The sequence below is a fragment of the Brevundimonas sp. Leaf168 genome (assembly GCF_001423685.1).
Taxonomy (GTDB): domain Bacteria; phylum Pseudomonadota; class Alphaproteobacteria; order Caulobacterales; family Caulobacteraceae; genus Brevundimonas; species Brevundimonas vesicularis_C.
Map to the genome: position 1 here is coordinate 263,492 of NZ_LMOY01000001.1, position 20,628 is coordinate 284,119.

Genomic DNA, 20,628 nt, shown 5'->3' on the forward strand with positions numbered 1-20,628 from the left:
ATGAACATCTCCCGCTTCTTCATCGACCGGCCGATCTTCGCGGCCGTGATCGCGGTGGTGATCTCCATCATCGGCATCGCCGCCTATCCGCTGCTGCCGCTGTCGCAGTATCCGGAGATCGCGCCGCCGACGATCACCATCAACGCCGCCTATCCCGGTGCCTCGGCCGAGACCCTGGCCGAAACCGTCGCCGCCCCCATCGAGCAGGAGGTGAACGGCGTCGAGAATATGCTCTACATCTCCTCCTCGTCCACATCGGACGGGGCGGTGGCCATCACGGTGACCTTCCAGCCCGGCACGGACCTGGATTCGGCACAGGTGCTGGTCCAGAACCGGGTGGCGCTGGCCGAGCCCCGTCTTCCCGAGGCGGTTCGCCAGACGGGCGTCGTGGTCAACAAGGCCGAGAGCGGCTTCCTGATGATCCTGGGGCTGACGTCGCCCGACGGCACCCTCGATAACGACTATGTCGGCAACTACGCCAACTCCACGCTGCGGGACCGTCTGCTGCGGATCGAGGGCGTGGGCGCGGTTCAGGTGTTCGGCGGCGGCAACTATTCGATGCGCGTCTGGATCGACCCGGCCAAGGCGGCCGAGCGCGGTCTGACGGGTCCCGAGATCGTTTCCGCCTTGCGCGCCCAGAACGTTCAGGCCGCCGCCGGCTCCATCGGCCAGCCGCCGTTCCCCAACAGCGCGGCCGCCTTCCAACTGCCGGTCCAGGTTCAGGGTCGTCTCAGCGATCCCAATGAGTTCGCCAACGTCGTGCTGAAGACGGACGCCCAGGGCCGTGTCACCTATCTGCGTGACGTGGCGCGGATCGAACTGGGCGCCCAGGACTACGGCATCCGCGGCTTCTTCGACGGCCAGCGCGGCGTCGGCATCGCCATCGTTCAACAGCCGGGCGCCAACGCCCTGGGCACCGCCGACCGCGTCCTGAAAGAGGTCGAGGCCCTGAAGTCCGAAGTGCCCGCCGGCATGAAGGTGGACGTGCCCTACAACCCGACCGAATTCGTCGCCGCCTCGGTGGAGTCGGTTCAGCACACCCTGGTCGAAGCCGTCATCCTGGTCATCATCGTGGTCATGGTCTTCCTGCAGACCTGGCGCGCGGCCATTATCCCCATCGTCGCCATCCCCGTCGCCCTCGTTGGCACCTTCGCGGTGCAGCTGGCGCTGGGCTATTCGATCAACTCCCTGTCCCTGTTCGCCCTGGTCCTCGCGGTCGGCATCGTCGTCGATGACGCCATCGTCGTAGTCGAGAACGTGGAGCGGGCCATCGGTGAAGGGCTCAGTCCCAAGGAGGCCGCCTATCGATCGATGCAGGAGGTTTCCGGCGCCCTTATCGCCATCGGCCTGGTGCTGGTGTCGGTGTTCGTGCCGACGATGTTTGTGCCCGGCATCCCCGGCATCTTCTATCGCCAGTTCGCGGTCGTCATCGCCTCGGCCTCGGTCATCTCCTTGTTCGTGTCCCTGACCCTGTCGCCGGCCATGGCCGCCCTGCTGCTGAAGCCGCACAAGAAGGATCATGAGCACGCTCGCAAGCCGGGCGTCCTGGGCACGGTCGTCTATTATGGGGGCTGGGCCGGGCGGAAGTTCAACGAGGGCTTCGATTGGCTGTCGGATCGTTACGGCCGCCTGACCGCGCGTCTGGTGCGCACGGTTGGTCTGGTTCTGATCATCTACGCCGGTCTTCTGGGCCTGACTGCCTGGCGTCTGGTCGATACCCCCTCGGGCTTTATCCCTGAACAGGATCAGGGCTTCCTGATCGGCGTCATCCAACTGCCGGCGGGCGCGTCTCTGGACCGCACCCAGGCGGTGATGGAACGCGCCACCAAGATCATCCAGGGCACCGCCGGGGTCAACGGCACCGTAGCCTTCGCCGGTCTGGACGGTTCCAGCTTCTCGTTCGGCTCCAACGCCGCCACCATCTTCGTGCGCCTGAACGGCTTCGAGGAACGCTCCAAGGAGGAGGCCGCCACGGCTCTGGCCGGCGCCATCACCCAGGCGACCGGACAGATCGAGGACGCTCAGATCTTCGTCATCGCCCCGCCGGCGGTCCAGGGTCTGGGCACCGGCAACGGCTTCTCGATGATGATCCAGGACCGCGAAGGCGCCGGCTATCGTCCGCTGGAAGGCGCGACCTTCGCCATGATGGGCGCTGCCGCGCAGAAGCCGACCGAGGTCAGCCAGGTCTTCTCGACCTACAACACGGCCTCGCCGCGCATCACCGCCGACGTCGATCGTGACAAGGCGCTGATGCTGGGTGTCCAACCCAGCTCGGTGTTCGACACACTGGGCGTCTATCTGGGTTCGTCCTACGTCAACGACTTCAACATGCTGGGCCGCACCTTCCGGGTGACGGCGCAGGCGGAGCCGACGGCGCGCGACGACATCGCCGACATCGCCAATCTGAAGACCAAGTCGTCCACGGGCGCCATGGTGCCGATCGGATCGGTGGCCAATCTGGTCAACGATTCCGGCCCGGCGCGGATCGTGCGCTACAACCTGTTCCCGGCTGCCGAACTTCAGGGCAACGCCGCAGCAGGGGTTTCTTCCGGCGAGGCGCTGCAGGTCATGGAAACCATGGCCGCCCAGACCCTGCCGCAGGGCTTCTCCTACGAATGGACGGGTCTGGCCTATCAGCAGAAGGCGGCGGGTTCCGGCGCGACGGTCATCTTCCTGATGGCGGTGGTGTTCGTCTTCCTGGTGCTGGCGGCTCAGTACGAAGCGTTCACGCTTCCGCTGGCGGTCATCCTCATCGTGCCGATGTGTCTGCTGGCGGCCATCATCGGGGTGAACCTGCGCGGCCTGGACAACAACATCCTAGTCCAGATCGGCCTGGTCGTTCTGATCGCCTTGGCGGCCAAGAACGCCATCCTGATCGTCGAGTTCGCCAAGCAGGCCGAGGAAGAGCAGGGCATGAACCGGTTCGAGGCTGCGGTCGCCGCCGCCAAGACCCGTCTGCGTCCGATCCTGATGACCTCCTTCGCCTTCATCCTCGGCGTCGTGCCGCTGATGCTGGCCTCGGGGCCAGGCGCGGAGATGCGTCAGTCGCTGGGCACGTCCGTCTTCTCGGGCATGCTGGGCGTGACCTTCTTCGGCCTGATCTTCACCCCGGTCTTCTATGTGGTCAGCCGCTGGCTGTCCTCGAAACTGCCGCAAGGCAAGAAACCGACCCCGACGCCTGACCGTCCTTCGGACCGGCCCTTGCGTTATGACGAAACCAGCGACCTGACCGATCCGAACGCGCCTGCGCCCGCGACTGGCCGGGGAGGGGACATCTGATGACTCGCAACAAGACCCTCAGCTTCCTGACCGCCGCAGCCTCCAGCGCCCTACTGGCCGCCTGCGCGGTCGGGCCCAAGGCGCCGGTCGCCGACCTGCCCGTCGCCGGCACAGGCGCCTTCGTCGGCTCGGCCAGTCCCACCGTCTCGACCGCCGCGGCGCGCGACGACTGGTGGCGGCTGTATGAGGATCCGACGCTGGACGCCCTGATCCAGCAGGCCTTCGCCGAGAACAACCAGCTCGAGGCCGCCTTCGCCAATCTGCGCGCGGTCCGGGCGTCGCTGTCGGAGGCCCGCGTGGGTCGTTTCCCGACCACGACGACCAGCGCCCAGGCCCAGCGCAGCCGCGCCTCCGCCGCCACGGTCCAGGGCCTGCCCGCAGGGCAAGATGCGCCCGAGATCGACACCTATGACGTCGGCATTCAGGCGGCCTATGAGGTCGATCTGTTCGGACGGGTGGAGTCCACCATCCGCGCCGCCCGCGCCGACGCCCGCGCCGCCGAGGCCGCCCTGGCCACGGTCCAGGTGACGGTCGCGGCCGAGACGACCCGCGCCTATGCCGACACCTGCTCGGCCAATGCGCAGATCGCGGTCGCCGAACGGACGCTGGAGCTGCAACGCAATACCGCCAACCTGACCCAGACCCTGCTCGACGGCGGGGCGGGCACGGGGCTGGATGTGGCCAGCGCCCGCGCGGCCCTGGCCCAGACGGCGGCGACCCTGCCGACCCTGCGCGCAGCCCGTAACGAGGCCCTGTTCCGCTTGGCGACCCTGACCGGCCGCACCCCGGCCGAGGCCAGCCAGGCCGCCGCCGCCTGCGTGCGTCCGCCGCAGCTCAGCCAGCCGATCCCGGTCGGCGATGGCGCGGCGCTTCTGGCCCGCCGTCCCGACGTGCGCCAGGCCGAGGCCGAACTGGCCGCCGCCGCCGCGCGCGTGAACGTGGCGACCGCAAACCTGTTTCCGCAGATCAGCCTGGGCGGATCCTTCGGCTCCACCGCGCTGGACTCGGGTGAACTGGGCGACGACCAGAACTTCCGCTTCAGCTTCGGTCCGCTGATCAGCTGGTCCTTCCCCAACGTCTTCGCCGCCCGCGCTCAGATCAAGGCCGCCGGCGCCCGTTCGGACGCCGCCCTGGCGAACTTCGACCAGACGGTGCTGACGGCCCTGCAGGAGACGGAAACGGCCCTGTCCAACTACGCCAACGAGCTGGACCGCCATGCGGCCCTGACCGAAGCCAGGGACCAGGCAGCCCGCGCCGCCGACCTGTCGCGCCTGCGATTCAACGCCGGCGCCGACAGCTTCCTCTTGGTGCTGGACGCCGAACGCACCCAGGCGGCGGCGGACGCCGCCCTGGCCCAGTCCGACGCCTTGGTCACCACCTACCAGATCGCCTTGTTCCGCGCCTTGGCTGGCGGCTGGCAAGCCGACAGCTGACCGCGTCGCGATGCTGAAAACGAAAGGGCCGGGCGACGTATCGCCCGGCCCTCTGTCGTTCTGATCAAGTTTACTTCGGTCAGGCCAACATGCGCACATTGGGCTCGCGGTCCCACTGGCGGGTGCGGGCGGGGGCGAGGAAGCTTTTAGCGTCCTTGGACAGATCGATCAGGCCGGCGTCCGGCTCGACGCCCGCCTTGTCCAGCAGGGGCTGGGCCTCGGGGGTGTGGCCGATGGCCTTGAGGTGGCCGAAGGCGTCCTTGGCGAAATCGACCGCGGCGCCTTCCTTCAGCAACTGGGCGCAACCGTCGCCGGACAGGACGATGGCGATTGCGTCGAACAAGACCGAAGGGCTGCCGGCCAGCTGACCGTCGGCGGCCAGGGTCTTGCCGCCCTTCAGCTTTGCGCCGCCGATCTTGGGCGCGACGATGAAGACCGAGCCGCCGTCACCTTCAACCGCCGCTTTCACGGCGTCGACGATCGCGCCGTCCGAACCGTCGGCAACCAGGATAGCGACCTTTCGGCCCTTCAGGGTGTCGGGATATTTGCCGACGATGCGCAAGGCAGGCGAGGCGTCCAGATCGATGGGCGCCACACCGGGGTCGGACGCCTTGGGCAGGGGCAGGTTCAGGCCGTCGGCGACGCGCTGGGCCAGCGTCTCATCGACGTTCTGCAGATTGGCCAGAACACGCTCGCGGACGTGAGCGAGCGACACCTTGGACAGTTCGAAGACTATGGCGCTGGCCAAGTGGGCCTGTTCAATCTCGGTCTGGGAGCGGAAGAAAAGCCGGGCCTGGCTGTAGTGATCGGCGAAGCTTTCGGCGCGCAGGCGGACCTTTTCGCCCTCGACCGGGATGGGCGCGGTACGGAAACCGCCCTTGGGATCTTGGCGCGGGCCGCCGTCCTCGCCCGCTTCGGACAGGCTGTTGGGCTCATAGTTGGCGCGGCCCCTGGGTACGGCCATCTGCATATGACCGTCACGCTGGAAGTTCTGGAAGGGGCAGCCCTTGGCCTGGTTGATCGGGATCTGGTGAAAGTTGACCGTGCCCAAGCGCGAAAGCTGGGTGTCCTGATAGGAGAACAGCCGGCCCTGCAGCAGGGGGTCTTCCGAAAAATCGATGCCCGGCACGATGTTGGTCGGCAGGAAGGCGACCTGTTCCGTCTCGGCGAAGAAGTTGTCCGGGTTGCGATCCAGCACCATCCGCCCGATCACCTGGATCGGATAATCCTCCTCCGGCACCAGCTTGGTGGCGTCCAGAATGTCGAAGGGCAGGGCGTCGGCCTGGTCCTGGGTGAACAGTTGCACGCCGAACTCCCATTCGGGGAAGTCGCCCTGGTCGATGGCTTCATACAGGTCGCGGCGGTGATAGTCGGGATCGGCGCCGGCGATCTTTACCGCCTCGTCCCAGCAGGTGGACTGCGTGCCCAGCTTCGGCCGCCAGTGGAACTTGACCAGCGTCGCCTCGCCCTCGGCGTTCAGCAGGCGGAAGGTGTTGACGCCGAAACCTTCCATCATGCGCAGGCTGCGCGGGATGCCGCGATCCGACATGGCCCACATGACCATATGCATGCTCTCGGGCATCAGGCCGATGAAGTCCCAGAAGGTGTCGTGGGCGCTGGCCGCCTGGGGATAGCCCTTGTCGGCCTCCATCTTCACCGAATGGATCAGGTCCGGGAACTTGATCGCGTCTTGGATGAAGAAGACGGGGATGTTGTTGCCGACCAGGTCCCAGTTGCCCTCGGTCGTGTAGAATTTGACCGCAAAGCCGCGCACGTCGCGCGGCGTATCGACCGAGCCCGCGCCGCCAGCGACGGTCGAGAAGCGGGCGAACAGCTCGGTCTTCTTGCCCACCTCGGTCAGGATCTTGGCCGTGGTGAACTCCGACAGACTGTCGGTCAGTTCGAAAAAGCCGTGGGCGGCCGAGCCGCGGGCATGGACGATCCGCTCCGGGATACGCTCGTGGTCGAAATGCTGGATCTTCTCGCGAAGGATGAAGTCTTCCAACAGGGTCGAGCCGCGCGGGCCGGCCTTGAGAGAGTTCTGATTGTCGCTGATCGGCGTGCCGTGATTTGTGGTAAGGCGGGTCTCAGGCGTCGAGGCGGTCTGGCGCACCTCGCCGGCGTTGCCGATTATCGGCGCGCCGGCCGGCTTTGCGTTCTTGGCCATCTTGGGAGTCCTTTGGAGCAGCGGCGCAAGCGGGAGCCGCGCGCGTTCCCGAAGACAACTCGGTGGAGGCGCAATAGTTCTGTGCGAGTTCGCGCACAGCCGCGCCCGATCGTCCTTAGAAAAGTTCGCTCCGTATGCGGCGCGCCCTTCGCAGGAGGCGAGGCGGCGTTTATGACGCGACGATGATCGCACGCCTTCGCCCCGTTCCGTTCGACCTCGGTCCCGTCCACTTCGTCGGCATCGGCGGCATCGGCATGAGCGGCATCGCCGAGATCATGCTGAAGATCGGCTATTCGGTTCAGGGCTCCGACGCCAAGGCCAGCGCCAACACCGAACGGCTGGAACAGTTGGGCGCCCGGATTTTCATCGGCCACGACGCCGCCCATGTGGGCGAGGGCGTCTCGGCGGTGGTCTATTCCACGGCGGTCAAGGCCGAGAACCCCGAGATGAAGGCGGCCCGCGAGCGCCGCATCCCGCTGGTGCGCCGGGCCGAGATGCTGGCCGAGCTGATGCGGCTGCAGTTCTCGATCGCGGTGGGCGGCACGCACGGCAAGACGACGACGACCTCGATGGTGGCGGCCCTGCTGGATGCGGCGGGACTGGATCCGACGGTGGTGAATGGCGGCATCATCAACGCCTATGGCACCAACGCCAAGGTCGGCGACGGTGACTGGATCGTGGTGGAGGCGGACGAGTCGGACGGCAGCTTCCTGCGCCTGAAATCGACGGTGGCCATCGTCACCAACATCGATCCCGAACATCTGGACCACTACGGCGACTTCGACGGGGTGCGTAAAGCGTTCGTGGACTTCGTCGAAAACATTCCCTTCTACGGGTTCGCCGCTGTCTGCCTGGACCATCCGGAGGTGCAGAAGCTGGTCGCGGCCATCGATAACCGGCGTCTGGTGACCTACGGCGTCAATCCGCAGGCCATGGTGCGGGCTGATAATGTCGAGATGGGGCCGGACGGCTGCCGCTTCGACGTGGTTATCCAGAATGGCGAAACTCATACGATCTCAGGCGTCCATCTGCCGATGGCCGGCTGGCACAATGTGTCGAACGCCCTGGCCGCGATCGCTGTGGCGCGCGAACTGGATGTGTCTGACGACGCGATCCGCACCGGGCTGGCCGGCTTCGGCGGAGTCAAACGCCGCTTCACCACCACGGGCGTCGTGGGCGGCGTTCGCATCGTCGACGACTATGGCCACCATCCGGTCGAGATCGCCGCCGTGCTGAAGGCCGCGCGTCAGGTGACGGAGGGTCGGGTCATCGTCGTGGTCCAGCCGCACCGCTACACGCGGCTGCGCGACCTGATGGACGAGTTCTCGACCTGCTTCTCGGACGCGGACAGCGTCATCGTCGCCGATGTCTATCCCGCCGGCGAACAGCCGATCGAAGGGGTGGACAAGCACGCTCTGGCCGACGGCGTGCGCCGCTACGGCCACCGTCACGTGCAGGCCTTGGAGAACGCCGCCGTCCTGCCGCGCTTGATCAAGGATGAGGCCAAATCCGGCGATGTCGTCGTGCTGCTGGGCGCCGGCGACATCACCAGTTGGGCCTATGGCCTGCCGGCGCAGCTGGAGGCTCTGGCGTGATCGTTTTGCCCGACGTGCGCGGCAAGCTGCTGCGGAACGAGCCGCTGGCGCCCTATACTTGGTTCCGGGTGGGCGGCGCGGCCGAGGCCCTGTTCATTCCGGCGGACGCTGAGGATCTGGGGGACTTCCTGAAGGCCTTGGACCCGTCCGTGCCGGTGACGGTACTGGGCGTGGGGTCGAACGTCATCGTCCGTGACGGCGGGGTCGAGGGCGTGGTGATCCGTTTGGCGGGCCGCCCTTGGGCGCAGATCACGACGGACGGCGACACGGTCACGGCCGGCGCGGGCGCGCTGGACTCGATGGTCGCCAAGGCCAGCGCCAAGGCGGGGATCGCCGGGCTGGAATTCTATGCCGGCATTCCGGGCACGATCGGCGGCGCCCTGACCATGAACGCCGGTTGCTACGGCTCCGAGACCAAGGATGTGCTGGTGTCGGCCTGGGGCCTGACGCGGGCGGGCGAGCGGGTCGATTACGCTCTGGCCGACTTCGGTTACACCTATCGCCATTCCCAGGCGCCGGTCGACATCATCTGGATCGAGGCGACCTATTGTGGCACGGCCGACGAACCCGAGGCGGTGGCGGCCCGGATCTCCGAGATCACCAGTCGTCGCGAGACGACCCAACCAATCCGCGAGAAGACGGGCGGTTCGACGTTCAAGAACCCCGAGGGCCATTCGTCGTGGAAGCTGGTGGATGAGGCCGGCTGGCGCGGCAAGCTTCACGCCGAAACCGGGGGAGGGGCCAAGTTCAGCGAACTGCACTCCAACTTCATGATCAATCCCGGGGAAGCGACTGCGGCCGATATCGAAGGCCTGGGCGAGGCGGTTCGCGCCGATGTGCTGGCCAAGACCGGCGTTCAGCTGGAGTGGGAAATCAAGCGGATCGGCCGGGCGGGATAAAAAAACCCGCGCAAAAATGGTCGGTGGACGCGAATGGTTGACGGCCTGTTAAACATGTAGGCCCCAATCCAAGGGCGTCATGGCCCGCGCTTTCAAAGATCTTCACGTCGCCGTTCTGATGGGCGGCCTTTCCGCAGAGCGGGAGGTGTCCCTCTCGTCGGGCGAGCAGTGCGCGCGCGCGCTGGAGCGGCAGGGCGTGCGCGTCAGCCGCGTGGATGCGGGGCGGGATCTGGCCAATGTGTTGTCCGGCCTGATCAAGCCGGACGTGGTCCTGAACTGTCTGCACGGGGCCTGGGGCGAGGACGGCTGCGTCCAGGGCGTGCTGGAGACGCTGCGTATTCCTTATAGCCATTCCGGCGTGCTGGCTTCGGCCCTGGCGATGGACAAGGACAAGTCCAAGGCCGTGCTGCGGGCGGCGGGCATCAAGGTGCCGGGCGGTGGTCTTTACGATCGTCACGAAGTCGCCAGCCGCCACGTCATCGACCCGCCCTATGTGGTCAAGCCGAATGCCGAGGGCTCGTCGGTCGGCGTCTTCTTGGTGCGCGAGGGCGCCAACAGGCCGGTTTCCGAAGTGGGGGAGCCGGGCTGGGCTTACGGCGAGCAGGTCGTGGTCGAGCCCTATATCGCCGGCAAGGAGCTGTGCGTCACCGTGCTGGGCGAACCGGCCGGGCCGCGCGCCCTGACCGTCACGGACATCACCCCGACCAAGGGCTTCTATGACTATGAGGCCAAGTATGCGCCGGGCGGATCGGTGCACGTCCTGCCGGCCGTTCTGCCTCCGCATGTGTTCGAGAAGGCTCTGCGTCAGGCCGAGGCGGCGCACGTCGCCATGGGGTGCCGCGGCGTGTCGCGATCCGACTTCCGTTATGATGATGTTAAGGACGATCTGGTCCTGTTGGAGGTCAATACCCAGCCCGGCATGACCCCGACTTCGCTCGCGCCCGAGCAGGCCGCCCATACCGGGATGAGCTATGACGATCTGGTTCGGTGGATGGTGGAGGACGCCTCATGCCCGCGGTAGTTCGCGGCGGTCGGCGACAGGGTTCTAATCAGGCTCCACAGCGCGGTTCGGCTTCCAAAGGCGGAGGACGGTCGCGCGGCGGGGCCCAGAACGCGTCCGCCGTTCCCGGCAAGATGGCCGCCATCGGCCGTGTCGATATTTCGCCGCGCACCGCCGTGATCGCCCTGGGCGCCGGCGCGCTGCTGCTGGTCGGGGTTCTGGCCACGGGCGCCCGCGCGGAGCGGATCGGCGCCTCGGTTTCGCATGGCCTGGACAGTGTGACGGCCGGTATGGGCCTGACGCTGAAGCGGGTGCACATCACCGGCGCCTCGCCGGAGGCTGAGCCGGCGATCCAGCGCGCGCTGGGCCTGTATTCCGGTCAGCCGATCACAAGCCTGGATTTGAACGCCATTCGCACACGGGTTCAGGGCGTGGGTTGGGTCAAGGAGGCGCGTGTGGTGCGCCTGTTGCCCGACACCCTGATCGTTGAGGTCAAGGAACACGACCGCCTGGCCGTCTGGCAGGAGGCCGGTCAGATCAAGGTGATCGACAACCGAGGCCAGGTCATCGACGGCGCCGACGCGCGTCGCTATCCGACGCTGCCTCTGGTCGTGGGCAAGGGCGCCGACGTGGCGGCGGGCGAAATTCTGCCTCTGCTGGCCCAGCGCCCGCGACTGATGGGGATGGTGGACGCCCTAGTGCGCGTGGACGAGCGCCGCTGGGACCTGCGTCTCAAGGACGGCAGCCTGATCCAACTGCCCGCCACGGAACAGGAGGCGGCCCTGATCCGCCTCGATGCGCTGGACCAGCGCGAACGCCTGCTCGACCTGGGCTTCGCCCGCGTCGATCTCAGAACCCCCGACGAGGTCGCCGTGCGACCAGCCGGCGACGCCTAAGGACCGTAGAGACATGACCAAGCAACGCGGCGCGGCGAATGATCACGGTCGGGGCATGGATCCTCGCGCCGGTCGTGCGCCCGTGGTCGCTGCGCTGGATATCGGTCAATCCAAGGTCTCGTGCTTCATCATGAAGCCGGACGGCGTGCGTCACGCAGACCGCACCATCCGCGTCGCAGGCGCCAGCCACGTCCAGTCCAAGGGCGTGAGGGGCGGGGCGATCATCAACATGGATGAGGCCGCCCAGGCCATCGGTCACGCCGTCGAACGCGCCGAGCGCGCCGCCCAGAGTCCGGTTTCCGGCGTCGTCGTCACCACGGCTATCGGCCAGATGGCCAGCCACCGGGTGCAGGCCCGCGTCTCGCTGGGCGCCAATCCGGTCGGCGACGCCGATCTGGCGCGCGCCATCGGCATGGCTCTGGCCCAGATCCGCCTGCCCAACCGCCGACCGATCCACGTCCTGCCTATCGCCTGGTCGGTCGATGGCGCGCGCGGCGTGCATGATCCGCGTTCGATGCGGGGCGGCTCTCTAGGGCTTGATCTGTTGGTCGTCTCGATGGCCGAGAATGTCTTTACAACCCTCAGCCACTGCCTGGAGCTGGCCCACCTCGACCTGCAGGGCGTCGCCGCCGCGCCCGTCGTGTCGTCGCTGGCCGCGCTGGAAGAAGACGAGATGGACCTGGGCGCCGTCTGCATCGACATGGGCGGCGGCTCGACCAGCGCTGCGGTCTGGGGCGGCCGGTCCCTGCTGCATATCGAAAGCCTGAACGTCGGCGGGGACCACGTCACCTCGGACATCGCGCGCGGCCTGTCGACGTCCAAGGCCGGCGCCGAACGGCTCAAGACCCTTCACGGCTCGGCCATGGCCAGCGCCAACGAGGACCGCGAAATGCTGGAAGCCCCGCCGCGCGGCGAGGACGCCTCGGCCGGCCCCGTCATCGTCCCGCGCGCCATGCTGAAGACCGTCATCGCTCCCCGCGTCGAGGAAACGCTCGAACTGCTCCGTGATCGACTGAAAAACGCAGGCGTCGGCCTGGAGCCGGGCGCGGGTCTCGTCCTGACGGGTGGGGCCAGCCAGCTGAACGGCGTGCGCGAGCTGGCGGTGCGTGTCTTCGACCGCCCCGTCCGCCTCGGAAAACCCCAACGGGCGCCACATTTGGCCGACGCCGCCTCCGGTCCCGCCTTCTGCGCCACCGCGGGCGTCCTCCTCCGCGCCGCCTACGGCCCGCGCGAGGCGGTGTCGGCAAGAAAGCTGATGGCGCGACAAATTACGGCTGCGGACGCGCCACGCATTCACCGCGGAAACGTGGTGGGCCGCGTGGCGGGCTGGCTGAGAGATAATCTGTGAAGTCTCACGACCCATGCCATGGCTCCGGTCACTGCGCGCCAACCCTACCGGAGATCTAAACATCCATCTCCATGCAAAACTTCAGCAACGCTTTCGGTTTGGGGTGTTCTTCGGTCCGACTCACATTATCGCCGTAACCTTCTCTTAACCTTCATGGGCGCAATCCTTAACGCGCTCATAACCAAAGCGATTCGGCGGGGCGGTCGGTTGGTTTGAAGGGGCGGGTCAGCAGGTCGGAAACAGAAAATGTCGCTCTCATTGGTCAAGCCGCAACACACTGAACTGAAGCCCCGCATCGTCGTGTTCGGCGTCGGCGGCGCTGGCGGCAACGCCGTGAACAACATGATCGACGCCGGCCTTGAAGGGGTCGAGTTCGTCGTGGCCAACACCGACGCGCAGCACCTCAGCTTCGCCAAGACCGATCGCCGTATCCAACTGGGCGAGACCATCACCCAAGGCCTGGGCGCCGGCGCCCACCCCGAAGTCGGCATGAACGCCGCCGAGGAGTCCGCTGACGAGATCCATCAGCACCTGGAAGGTGCGCACATGGTCTTCATCACCTGCGGCATGGGCGGCGGCACCGGCACCGGCGCGGCCCCTGTCATCGCAAAATGCGCGCGTGATCGCGGCATCCTGACCGTCGGCGTCGTGACCAAGCCCTTCACCTTTGAAGGGCGTCACCGCATGCGTCTGGCCGACGCGGGCGTCGCCGAACTACAACGCTATGTCGACACCCTGATCGTCATCCCGAACCAGAACCTGTTCCGCGTCGCCAATGAGCGCACGACCTTCGCCGACGCCTTCGGCATGGCCGATCAGGTCCTGCACTCTGGCGTGCGCTCGATCACCGACCTGATGATCCTGCCGGGCCTGATCAACCTGGACTTCGCCGACGTGCGCGCCGTCATGTCCGAGATGGGCAAGGCGATGATGGGCACGGGCGAAGCCACGGGCGACGATCGCGCCCTGCTGGCGGCCCAGAACGCCATCGCCAACCCGCTGCTGGACGAGACCAGCCTGAAGGGCGCCAAGGCCGTGCTGGTGAACATCACCGGCGGTCTGGACATGACGCTGCTGGAAGTCGACGAAGCCGCCAACGCCATCAGCGCGGAAGTGGACGGCGACGCCAACATCATCTTCGGCGCGGCCTTCGACCCGGCCTTGGATGGCAAGATCCGCGTCTCGGTCGTCGCGACCGGCATGGACGAGGGGGAAGTGCGTCGCATCGAACCCATCGCCCCGCCGGCCGCCAGCGCGCCGCTGGCTGGTCATGATGCTCGCCGCTCGGCTGGCGGTCTGTATGGCACGCAAGCCTCGCGCGCCCCGGAACCGACCCGCGACGCCTACCGTGAGCCGGTTCGCGCAGAAGCCCCGCGCGCGCCTGAGCCCCGCATCGAGGCGGCGCCGGTCGTGCCGACCTTTCAGGCCCCTGCCGCTCGCGAACCGGAACCGCGCCCCGAGCCGGTGATCCGCGTCGCCGAGCCGCAGCCGCGCGCTCTGGACCCCATCGTTGATCCTTGGGTCGAGGAATATGAAACCCGCGCGCCGGCCCCGCGCGTCGCGCCGCAAGGCGATCTCTATGAACGCGCCGCGCCTGCGGCCCAGCAGCCTCAGGCCGACGATGGTTACGACGACCGTGACCACCGCCGCAGCGGCTGGAGCCTGTTTGGTCGCGGCAAGCGCACCCAGCCTCAGCACGACATGTCCTATGCGCCGCAATCGTCGCATCAGGCGCGCTCTTCGGCTCAACCGGTCCAACATCAAGAACCGGAGGCGGGACAGGCCGATGACGACCTGGAAATCCCATCCTTTCTCCGCCGTCTGGCCAACTAAACGTACCAAATGACGATGAAACGCCCCGGAGCCCGCCTCCGGGGCGTTTCTCGTTCTCGGATGTGTCTCAGACCGAAACAATCCGAAACCGGACTTTCATTTCGCGCTTGCGGCATGACCGCTAGATGAAACGCAGGGCGCAATCCGCACGGCGTGCGGCGCGCAAAGGAAAGAGCGAGTTCAGGTTTGTCGGTCAGAAGCGACCATCACGAACGCACCATCGTCGCCCCGGCCATCATCGCCGGGGTCGGGGTGCACACCGGCCGCCGGGTGCGGCTGGCGGTTCGGCCTGCGCCGTCGGGCACGGGCATCGTCTTCGTGCGCACCGACATCACCGACCGCGACAACCGCATTCCGGTGTCGGGCGAGGCCGTGGTTGACGCCCGCCTGAACACCATGATCGAGAACGGCGCGGGTGTTCGCCTGTCGACGATCGAGCATCTGATGGCCGCTTTCGCCGCCCTGGGCGTGTCGAACGCCGTGGTCGAGGTGGACGGACCGGAGCTGCCGATCCTGGATGGTTCGGCGCTGGAGTTCGTGAAGCTGCTGGATCGGGCCGGTTTCCGACCGCAGCCGACGCCGCAGCGCTATATCGAGATCCTGGAAACGGTCCATGTCGTCGAGGGTGACAAGCATGCGGCCCTGATGCCGTGCGACCGCTATGAGATGCGGTTCGAGATCGACTTCCCGTCGGCCGTGATCGGCAATCAAGTGATCGACTTCGTCGTGGACGAACCGACCTTCCGCAAGGAGATCATGGCCTGCCGCACCTTCGGTTTCGCCCATGAGGTCGAGGCGTTGCGCAAGGCGGGTCTGGCGCGGGGCGGCTCGCTGGAGAACGCCGTAGTCATCGACGGCGACGAGATTTTGAATCCCGGCGGCCTGCGCATGGAACGCGAGTTTGTGCGTCACAAGGCGCTGGACGCCATCGGCGACCTGTATGTGCTGGGCGCGCCCCTGCTGGGTCGATACGAAGGCTACAAGGCCGGTCACGCCCTGAACAACAAGCTGGTCCGCGCCCTGTTGGCCGCCCCGCACGCCTGGCGTGAAGTGACCCGCGTGCCGGAGCTGGCGCGCGCGGGCTAAGCCCCGATCACCGCAATCAATCGACCGAAGTCCGGCTCGCCGTGCTGGAAGGCGCGGCGGTTCGAATAGAACCGCTCTGCGTCCGCGCAGGTGTCGTGGCCGGTCCAGACGGCCTGGCCGACCCCCGCCTGCTGCAACCGCCACAGGACAAAGCCGGGCAGGTCGAACTGGCGTTTGTCGTCGGACTCTCCGGGGTGGAAGAAGCGGTCGCTGCCAGGATCGTGGTGGGTGAAGCGATCTTCGAAATCGACGCCGACCTCATAGCTGGCGGGCGCGATGCAGGGGCCGACGACGGCGACCACCCGCCGAGGCTCGGCGCCCAGGGCCTGCATGGCGGAAACGGCGGAGTGGATGACGCCGCCCAGCGCGCCCTTCCAGCCGGCGTGGACGGCAGCGACGATGCGGGTCTCGGGATCGGCCATCAGGATCGGCGCGCAGTCGGCGGTCAGGACTGAACACAACAGGCCCGGCTCGGCCGAGACGACGGCGTCGCCTTCCGGCCGGTCGCCATGCCAGGGACCTTCGGCCACACGCGCCACGGCGGAATGGATCTGGTAGCAGCCGTTCAGATGATTGGCGTCGGCATTGAAATGGGCCGCGACGCGCCGGCGGTTTTCGGCGACGGCGGCCGGTTCGTCCTTGGAGCCGACGCCAGCGTTCAACCCTTCATAGATGCCGGTCGAGACGCCGCCCGCACGGGTGAAGAAGCCGTGGGCGATGCCGACGGCGGTCAGAAGCGGGTGAGTGATGGGGGCCAGGTCGCTCATGCCCCCACCTATATCAGGCGTCCCAGCCGGGTACGACCAGAGACCGGGGGGCGAAGATGGCGGCGGCCTTGAACAGGGTTCCCATCTGGTCGTCGCCGGTCAGCCGATCCAGCTGGCGCGCAATGACGCCGGAGGCGGCGGGCCGGCCGGCTTTCAGCGCCTCGGCGCGGGCCTCGATGCCCAGCCGGCGTAGGAACTCGCCCTGGGGCAGGCTGCCGGTAACGTCGGCGCCGGTTCGCACCGCGGTTTCGAGCACCACGGGAAAGTCGGCCCATTGGGTCAGGTCGGCTTCGCCGGGCGTGGCGAGGGGATCCACCTTCTGGTGACGACGCAGGGCCTGGAGCGTGTCGCCGGCTTCGGGGCGGGCGCGGCCATAGTCGATCAGCAGAGCGGCGCCCGAGGCGGCTTTCATCAACAGGCCGAGGTCGCGGCCGAAGACCGCCTGCTGATCCGAAATTTCCAGAATGCCGCCTGGCGCGATGTCGAAGTCCGGCTTCTGAAAACCGCCGGAAATGGCGGTCAGGCCGAAGATCAGATCGCCGTCGTCTGTGACGCCGATGCGGCGCTCGGCCCAGCCGCCGTCGGTGCGGACGAACTGACGGGCGGGCATGCAGTCCAGCACCTCGTTGGCGATCAGGATGACAGGGGCGTCGGTCTCGATCGCCGTCAGGCTGCGGACCCAGCGCGGCGACAGGTCGGCGCCGGCCAGGGCCTTGGCCTGCAGATCGCGCAAGGGGGCGCTGGGTTCGATCAGGATCAGATCGCAGGCTTCGAGAAAGCCCGGGACCAGGCGGGCGGCGCGTAACGCGTCGCTCATCAACGTGCCGTCGCCGGGGCCGACCTCGACCAGGCGGAACCGCTCGGGCGCGCCCAGCCGGTTCCAGGTTTCGACCGCCCACAGGCCGATCAGTTCGCCGAACATCTGGCTGACCAGCGGCGCGGTGATGAAGTCGCCACGCGCGCCTAGATCCGGACGCGACGCATAGTAGCCGCCCTTGGGATCGTGCAGGCAGCGGGTGACGTAGTCGGCGACCGTCATCGGACCCGTCAGGGCGATCTCGCGCGCCAGACGAGTCTTCAGGATTTCGGCCTCGCTCATGCCTCAGCAGCAGCTGGCGGACGCTTCCACGCGCGCCAGATCAGCCAGGCGCCGACTAGGATCATCGGGATCGACAGCATCATTCCCATGGTCAGGCCGAACGGGAAATCCGGCATGCCGATATCCGGCTCGCGCACATTCTCCAGCGCCGCGCGGCAGACGCCATAGCCCACCAGGAACAGGCCGGTGATATAGCCGGGCTTCTTCAGCAGGCCGAACTTCCAAATGGCAATGGAAAGGACGGAGAAGAGGACGATCCCCTCAAGACCCGCCTCATAGAGCTGGCTGGGGTGGCGGGGCGCATCGCCGGCGGGGCAGAAGCCGTACATCTGTTCGATGCGGGCGTTGCAGAAGCGCACGGCCCAGGGGACGGTCGTCTCGCGGCCCCACAGCTCGCCATTGATGAAGTTGGCCAGGCGACCGAACATCAGGCCGATCGGCACGACGGGCGCGACCAGATCGCCAAGGCGCAGCATGTCGATCTTCTGCGACCGGGCATAAAGGACGATGGCCAAGCAGACGCCAAGGAAGCCGCCGTGGAAGCTCATGCCGCCTGTCCACAGCTGGAACAGTTCGAACCGCTCGCCCAGCGTCTGGCCGGTGAACAGCTGGCCATACATGGCCGGCTTGTAGAAGAGGGCGTAGCCGAGGCGCCCGCCCAGGATGATGCCCAGCACGATCCACAGCACCAGGTCATCCAGTTGCGTCGTGGTGACGGGCGGCTTGCCGGGCGCCCACAGGCGCTGGGTCTTGGCCAGACGCGCGGCGTACCACCAGCCCAGCACGATGCCGGCGACATAGGCCAGGGCGTACCAGCGGATCGGAAGCGGTCCGAGGTGGATCAGGACCGGATCGAATTCGGGAAAGGGCAATGGGCGTTCCTGTGCGGGACTGTCTTTGACAGCGGTTTAGCAAGCGTCGCCGCCGTCGTCGCCTGTGAAGACGCATCACGACGCCTTGATGGCGCCCGCGAAGCAGCAGAAAGAAAGGTTTCGTTCACCATAGTCGGTGAACCTTCGTTAACGACGTTGAGGTCGGAGCCGCCATGCAGACCCGCAATCCCATTTTGGACGAGTTCGCCAAGCTGACGACCGGCGCCATGGGCCTGGCCCAAGCCGCAGGCGAAGAGGCCAAGACCGCCTGGCGCGCCCAGGCTGACCGGATCGCCGCCGAAATGGACCTGGTCCGTCGCGACGAGTTTGATGTTCTGAAGGACGAGATCGCGGCTCTGCGAGCTGAGATCGCAGAGCTGAAGGCCGCCCAAAAGCCGGCTGCAAAGCCCGTGAAGGGAACGTCCACAGATGGAACTCAACCCGGGGACGCAGCCGGTTGAGCCGAATCTGCGAACAGGCTTACCGTTCTGTTAACGCCCGCGATTCTCGCGGACGCAGCGTGAAAGACACTTGATGGACATCGCCCGGCCCGAGGAAGTGGACGTGCCCTTCGACCCGCTTGAGGTCGTCGAGCATGTGCTCACGGCCGAGAATCTTCCGTTCGACCGCACCGACGATGGCGACCTCGCCTTTGCTCTGGCCGGCGACTGGAAGGACTATGAACTGTGGTTCGCCTGGCGTCCCGAAGGCGACTGTCTTCAGCTGTGCTGCGCGCTGGATCTGAAGGTGGCCAAGAGCCGCAAAACGGCCGCCTATGAACTGGTCGGCCTGATCAACCAGCGCACCTGGATGGGTCATTTCGAGGTCTGGGCCGAGGACGGGGAGATCGTCTTCCGCCATTCGCTGGCCTTGCCGATGGGCGAGCGCCCGACCTTGGCCCAGGCGGCGTCGATGATCGACGCGGCCATCGAGGCTTCGGATCGCTACTACCCCGCCTTCGACTTCATGGTGCGCGGGAACAAGAAGCCGCAGGAGGCGATCGACGCCTGCCTGTTCGAGACCGTCGGCACCGCCTGATGCCAAGCGCGGAATCCGTGGCGGGGCCCGTCGTCCTGGTCGGCTGCGGCCGGCTGGGGTCCGCCATTCTGGAAGGCTGGCTGCTGACCGAGACGGTGGCGGCGTCCGACCTGATCATTCTCACCCCCTCGGAAAAGCCGGCGGCCGAGACGGCGCGGGCCAAGGGCGCGCGGATCAATCCGCCGCTGGAGGTCCTGACCGAGGCGGCGATCATCGTTCTGGCGGTTAAACCGGCGCTGTGGCGCGAGGTCATGGCTCCGCTGGCGCCGTTCATGAATGACCGAGCCGTCATTCTGTCGGTCATGGCGGGCGTGACGGCGCCGACCTTGGCCGAAGGTCTAGGAGGCTGGCCCATCGTGCGGGTGATGCCGACGACCGGCGTGTCGCGCGGGCGCGGCGTTGCCTCTGTCTGGTCGGCGGACCGGCGCGCTGAGGGCATCGGGCGGGCGTTGTTTGAGCCGATGGCCGAGACGGTCGTGCTGGCCGACGAGGCGCTGATGGATGCGGCGACAGCGGTGGCCGGGTCAGGCGCAGCCTATTTCTACGCCTTCACCGAAGCGCTGGCGCGGGCCGGGGAGGCGGCGGGTCTGGATGCGGCGACGGCGGATGTGCTGGCGCGCGCGACCCTGAGGTCCGCAGCCGACTCCATGGGTGACGACGCGCTGGAAGCCCTGATAGGCCGCATCGCCTCGCCTGGCGGCTCGACCCGCGCCGGGCTTGACGCCATGGCGAAGGACGGCCGCCTCACGGCGATGCTGGACGAGACGGTCGCGGCGGCGGTCAGACGCAACCGCGAGATGGGCTAGAAGCGTCCGCGCTCGATCTGATCGCCGAAGCGCTCGAACGCGCGGTCAGCGTCGCGCCAGACGCTGTAGCCCCAGACGTCGTTGATGCTGGGCGTGAAATAGGAATAGTCCACGGACCGCGTCACACCGTCCGCCATCACGATCTCGCCTTTGATGGCCGCGCCGCCGATCGACACGCTGCGGATCGGGTCGAGGCCGGGCGTCTGACGGACCTGTTCGAAAGTCGGCCGGTTGGGCTTCAGGTCGACCAGGACCAGATTGGCGGTCGCGCCCGGATAACGCTGGGCCAAGGCCTTTCCGACCTCGGCCTGAAGGCCGGCGATCTGTTCGTTGACCTCGCGGTCGCCGAGCTTTTCGACCTCGCGTTGAAGCTGCGGCCCGACCGTGACGTTCACCGTCTGCGCTTGAGCCTGAGCCATGGCGGCGAAGGCGAGTGTCGCGGCCAGCGGTGCAAAGAAGGCGAGTTTACGCATCGAAATCATCTCCAAGCCCTGTCCCCCTCAAGATGAC

Annotated in this window: 17 protein-coding genes; 12 read left to right on the top strand and 5 right to left on the bottom strand. The window is 67.1% G+C overall.

Annotated features, from left to right (window positions below):
* Together ASF81_RS01235 and ASF81_RS01240 are read left to right on the top strand one after the other, a co-directional pair.
* Positions 1-3,279, top strand: coding sequence for an efflux RND transporter permease subunit (locus ASF81_RS01235; protein ID WP_055803773.1), 3,279 nt, complete (start codon positions 1-3; stop codon positions 3,277-3,279).
* A complete protein-coding gene (locus tag ASF81_RS01240; protein ID WP_055803776.1) occupies positions 3,279-4,712 on the top strand; it encodes an efflux transporter outer membrane subunit in 1,434 nt (477 codons plus the stop codon). The genes ASF81_RS01235 and ASF81_RS01240 overlap by 1 nt, the downstream gene beginning before the upstream one ends.
* A gap of 79 nt (positions 4,713-4,791) precedes the next feature.
* Here the strand turns inward: ASF81_RS01240 and ASF81_RS01245 are convergent, their stop codons facing one another.
* Positions 4,792-6,879: a catalase gene (locus tag ASF81_RS01245; RefSeq protein WP_055803778.1), complete on the bottom strand. Its 2,088-nt coding sequence runs from the start codon at positions 6,877-6,879 to the stop codon at positions 4,792-4,794.
* 182 nt (positions 6,880-7,061) lie between these two features.
* Here ASF81_RS01245 and murC point away from each other — a divergent pair, with 182 nt between their 5' ends.
* From murC to lpxC, 7 genes are all read left to right on the top strand, one after another.
* Positions 7,062-8,474: a UDP-N-acetylmuramate--L-alanine ligase gene (gene murC / locus ASF81_RS01250; RefSeq protein WP_055803783.1), complete on the top strand. Its 1,413-nt coding sequence runs from the start codon at positions 7,062-7,064 to the stop codon at positions 8,472-8,474.
* The gene (murB, locus tag ASF81_RS01255; RefSeq protein ID WP_055803785.1) at positions 8,471-9,373 is read left to right on the top strand and encodes a UDP-N-acetylmuramate dehydrogenase; all 903 of its coding nucleotides are present in this window, start codon (positions 8,471-8,473) and stop codon (positions 9,371-9,373) included. The genes murC and murB overlap by 4 nt, the downstream gene beginning before the upstream one ends.
* Positions 9,374-9,452: 79 nt before the next feature.
* Positions 9,453-10,394: a D-alanine--D-alanine ligase gene (locus ASF81_RS01260; RefSeq protein ID WP_055803788.1), complete on the top strand. Its 942-nt coding sequence runs from the start codon at positions 9,453-9,455 to the stop codon at positions 10,392-10,394.
* On the top strand, positions 10,382-11,269 hold the full coding sequence (locus tag ASF81_RS01265) for a cell division protein FtsQ/DivIB (RefSeq protein ID WP_055803790.1): 888 nt from the start codon (positions 10,382-10,384) through the stop codon (positions 11,267-11,269). The genes ASF81_RS01260 and ASF81_RS01265 overlap by 13 nt, the downstream gene beginning before the upstream one ends.
* A 55-nt stretch (positions 11,270-11,324) precedes the next feature.
* Entirely contained in the window at positions 11,325-12,617 is a 1,293-nt protein-coding gene (ftsA, locus tag ASF81_RS01270; RefSeq protein WP_039247066.1) for a cell division protein FtsA, read from the top strand.
* A gap of 246 nt (positions 12,618-12,863) precedes the next feature.
* Positions 12,864-14,450 carry a cell division protein FtsZ gene (ftsZ, locus tag ASF81_RS01275; RefSeq protein WP_055803793.1) on the top strand — a complete coding sequence of 529 codons (1,587 nt, stop codon included), beginning with the start codon at positions 12,864-12,866 and terminating at the stop codon, positions 14,448-14,450.
* Positions 14,451-14,636: 186 nt separating this feature from the next.
* Positions 14,637-15,536 (top strand): UDP-3-O-acyl-N-acetylglucosamine deacetylase, encoded by a 900-nt coding sequence (gene lpxC, locus ASF81_RS01280; protein ID WP_055803796.1) that lies wholly within the window; start codon positions 14,637-14,639, stop codon positions 15,534-15,536.
* Here lpxC and pgeF read toward each other — a convergent pair.
* Genes pgeF through lgt form a run of 3 tightly spaced genes read right to left on the bottom strand, consistent with a single transcriptional unit; the run spans position 15,533 to position 18,274 of the window.
* A complete protein-coding gene (gene pgeF, locus ASF81_RS01285; RefSeq protein WP_055803799.1) occupies positions 15,533-16,303 on the bottom strand; it encodes a peptidoglycan editing factor PgeF in 771 nt (256 codons plus the stop codon). The genes lpxC and pgeF overlap by 4 nt on opposite strands.
* Before the next feature lie 13 nt (positions 16,304-16,316).
* Positions 16,317-17,402 carry a class I SAM-dependent methyltransferase gene (locus ASF81_RS01290; RefSeq protein WP_055803802.1) on the bottom strand — a complete coding sequence of 362 codons (1,086 nt, stop codon included), beginning with the start codon at positions 17,400-17,402 and terminating at the stop codon, positions 16,317-16,319.
* Complete coding sequence (gene lgt / locus ASF81_RS01295; protein WP_039246902.1) at positions 17,399-18,274, bottom strand: prolipoprotein diacylglyceryl transferase; 876 nt, start codon at positions 18,272-18,274, stop codon at positions 17,399-17,401. Before lgt ends, ASF81_RS01290 begins: the two co-directional genes overlap by 4 nt.
* Positions 18,275-18,447: 173 nt before the next feature.
* On the opposite strand from lgt, the gene ASF81_RS01300 reads away from it, so the two are divergent.
* From ASF81_RS01300 to ASF81_RS01310, 3 genes are all read left to right on the top strand, one after another.
* Entirely contained in the window at positions 18,448-18,735 is a 288-nt protein-coding gene (locus tag ASF81_RS01300) for an accessory factor UbiK family protein (RefSeq protein WP_017504504.1), read from the top strand.
* 73 nt (positions 18,736-18,808) lie between these two features.
* On the top strand, positions 18,809-19,312 hold the full coding sequence (locus tag ASF81_RS01305) for a YbjN domain-containing protein (RefSeq protein ID WP_017504503.1): 504 nt from the start codon (positions 18,809-18,811) through the stop codon (positions 19,310-19,312).
* 17 nt (positions 19,313-19,329) lie between these two features.
* On the top strand, positions 19,330-20,118 hold the full coding sequence (locus tag ASF81_RS01310) for a pyrroline-5-carboxylate reductase (protein ID WP_235559179.1): 789 nt from the start codon (positions 19,330-19,332) through the stop codon (positions 20,116-20,118).
* Here ASF81_RS01310 and ASF81_RS01315 read toward each other — a convergent pair.
* A complete protein-coding gene (locus tag ASF81_RS01315; protein WP_055805296.1) occupies positions 20,115-20,591 on the bottom strand; it encodes a hypothetical protein in 477 nt (158 codons plus the stop codon). The two genes, ASF81_RS01310 and ASF81_RS01315, sit on opposite strands and share 4 nt — an antisense overlap.
* Positions 20,592-20,628: the final 37 nt, after the last annotated feature.

Coding starts and splice junctions, on each gene's coding strand:
- ftsA (WP_039247066.1), top strand. CDS start 11,325: ATGGATCCTCGCGCCGGTCGTGCGCCCGTGGTCGCTGCGCTGGATATC.
- pgeF (WP_055803799.1), bottom strand. CDS start 16,303: ATGAGCGACCTGGCCCCCATCACTCACCCGCTTCTGACCGCCGTCGGC.
- ASF81_RS01290 (WP_055803802.1), bottom strand. CDS start 17,402: ATGAGCGAGGCCGAAATCCTGAAGACTCGTCTGGCGCGCGAGATCGCC.
- ASF81_RS01240 (WP_055803776.1), top strand. CDS start 3,279: ATGACTCGCAACAAGACCCTCAGCTTCCTGACCGCCGCAGCCTCCAGC.
- ASF81_RS01260 (WP_055803788.1), top strand. CDS start 9,453: ATGGCCCGCGCTTTCAAAGATCTTCACGTCGCCGTTCTGATGGGCGGC.
- murC (WP_055803783.1), top strand. CDS start 7,062: ATGATCGCACGCCTTCGCCCCGTTCCGTTCGACCTCGGTCCCGTCCAC.
- ASF81_RS01265 (WP_055803790.1), top strand. CDS start 10,382: ATGCCCGCGGTAGTTCGCGGCGGTCGGCGACAGGGTTCTAATCAGGCT.
- ASF81_RS01305 (WP_017504503.1), top strand. CDS start 18,809: ATGGACATCGCCCGGCCCGAGGAAGTGGACGTGCCCTTCGACCCGCTT.
- ASF81_RS01300 (WP_017504504.1), top strand. CDS start 18,448: ATGCAGACCCGCAATCCCATTTTGGACGAGTTCGCCAAGCTGACGACC.
- ASF81_RS01315 (WP_055805296.1), bottom strand. CDS start 20,591: ATGCGTAAACTCGCCTTCTTTGCACCGCTGGCCGCGACACTCGCCTTC.
- ftsZ (WP_055803793.1), top strand. CDS start 12,864: ATGTCGCTCTCATTGGTCAAGCCGCAACACACTGAACTGAAGCCCCGC.
- ASF81_RS01235 (WP_055803773.1), top strand. CDS start 1: ATGAACATCTCCCGCTTCTTCATCGACCGGCCGATCTTCGCGGCCGTG.
- ASF81_RS01245 (WP_055803778.1), bottom strand. CDS start 6,879: ATGGCCAAGAACGCAAAGCCGGCCGGCGCGCCGATAATCGGCAACGCC.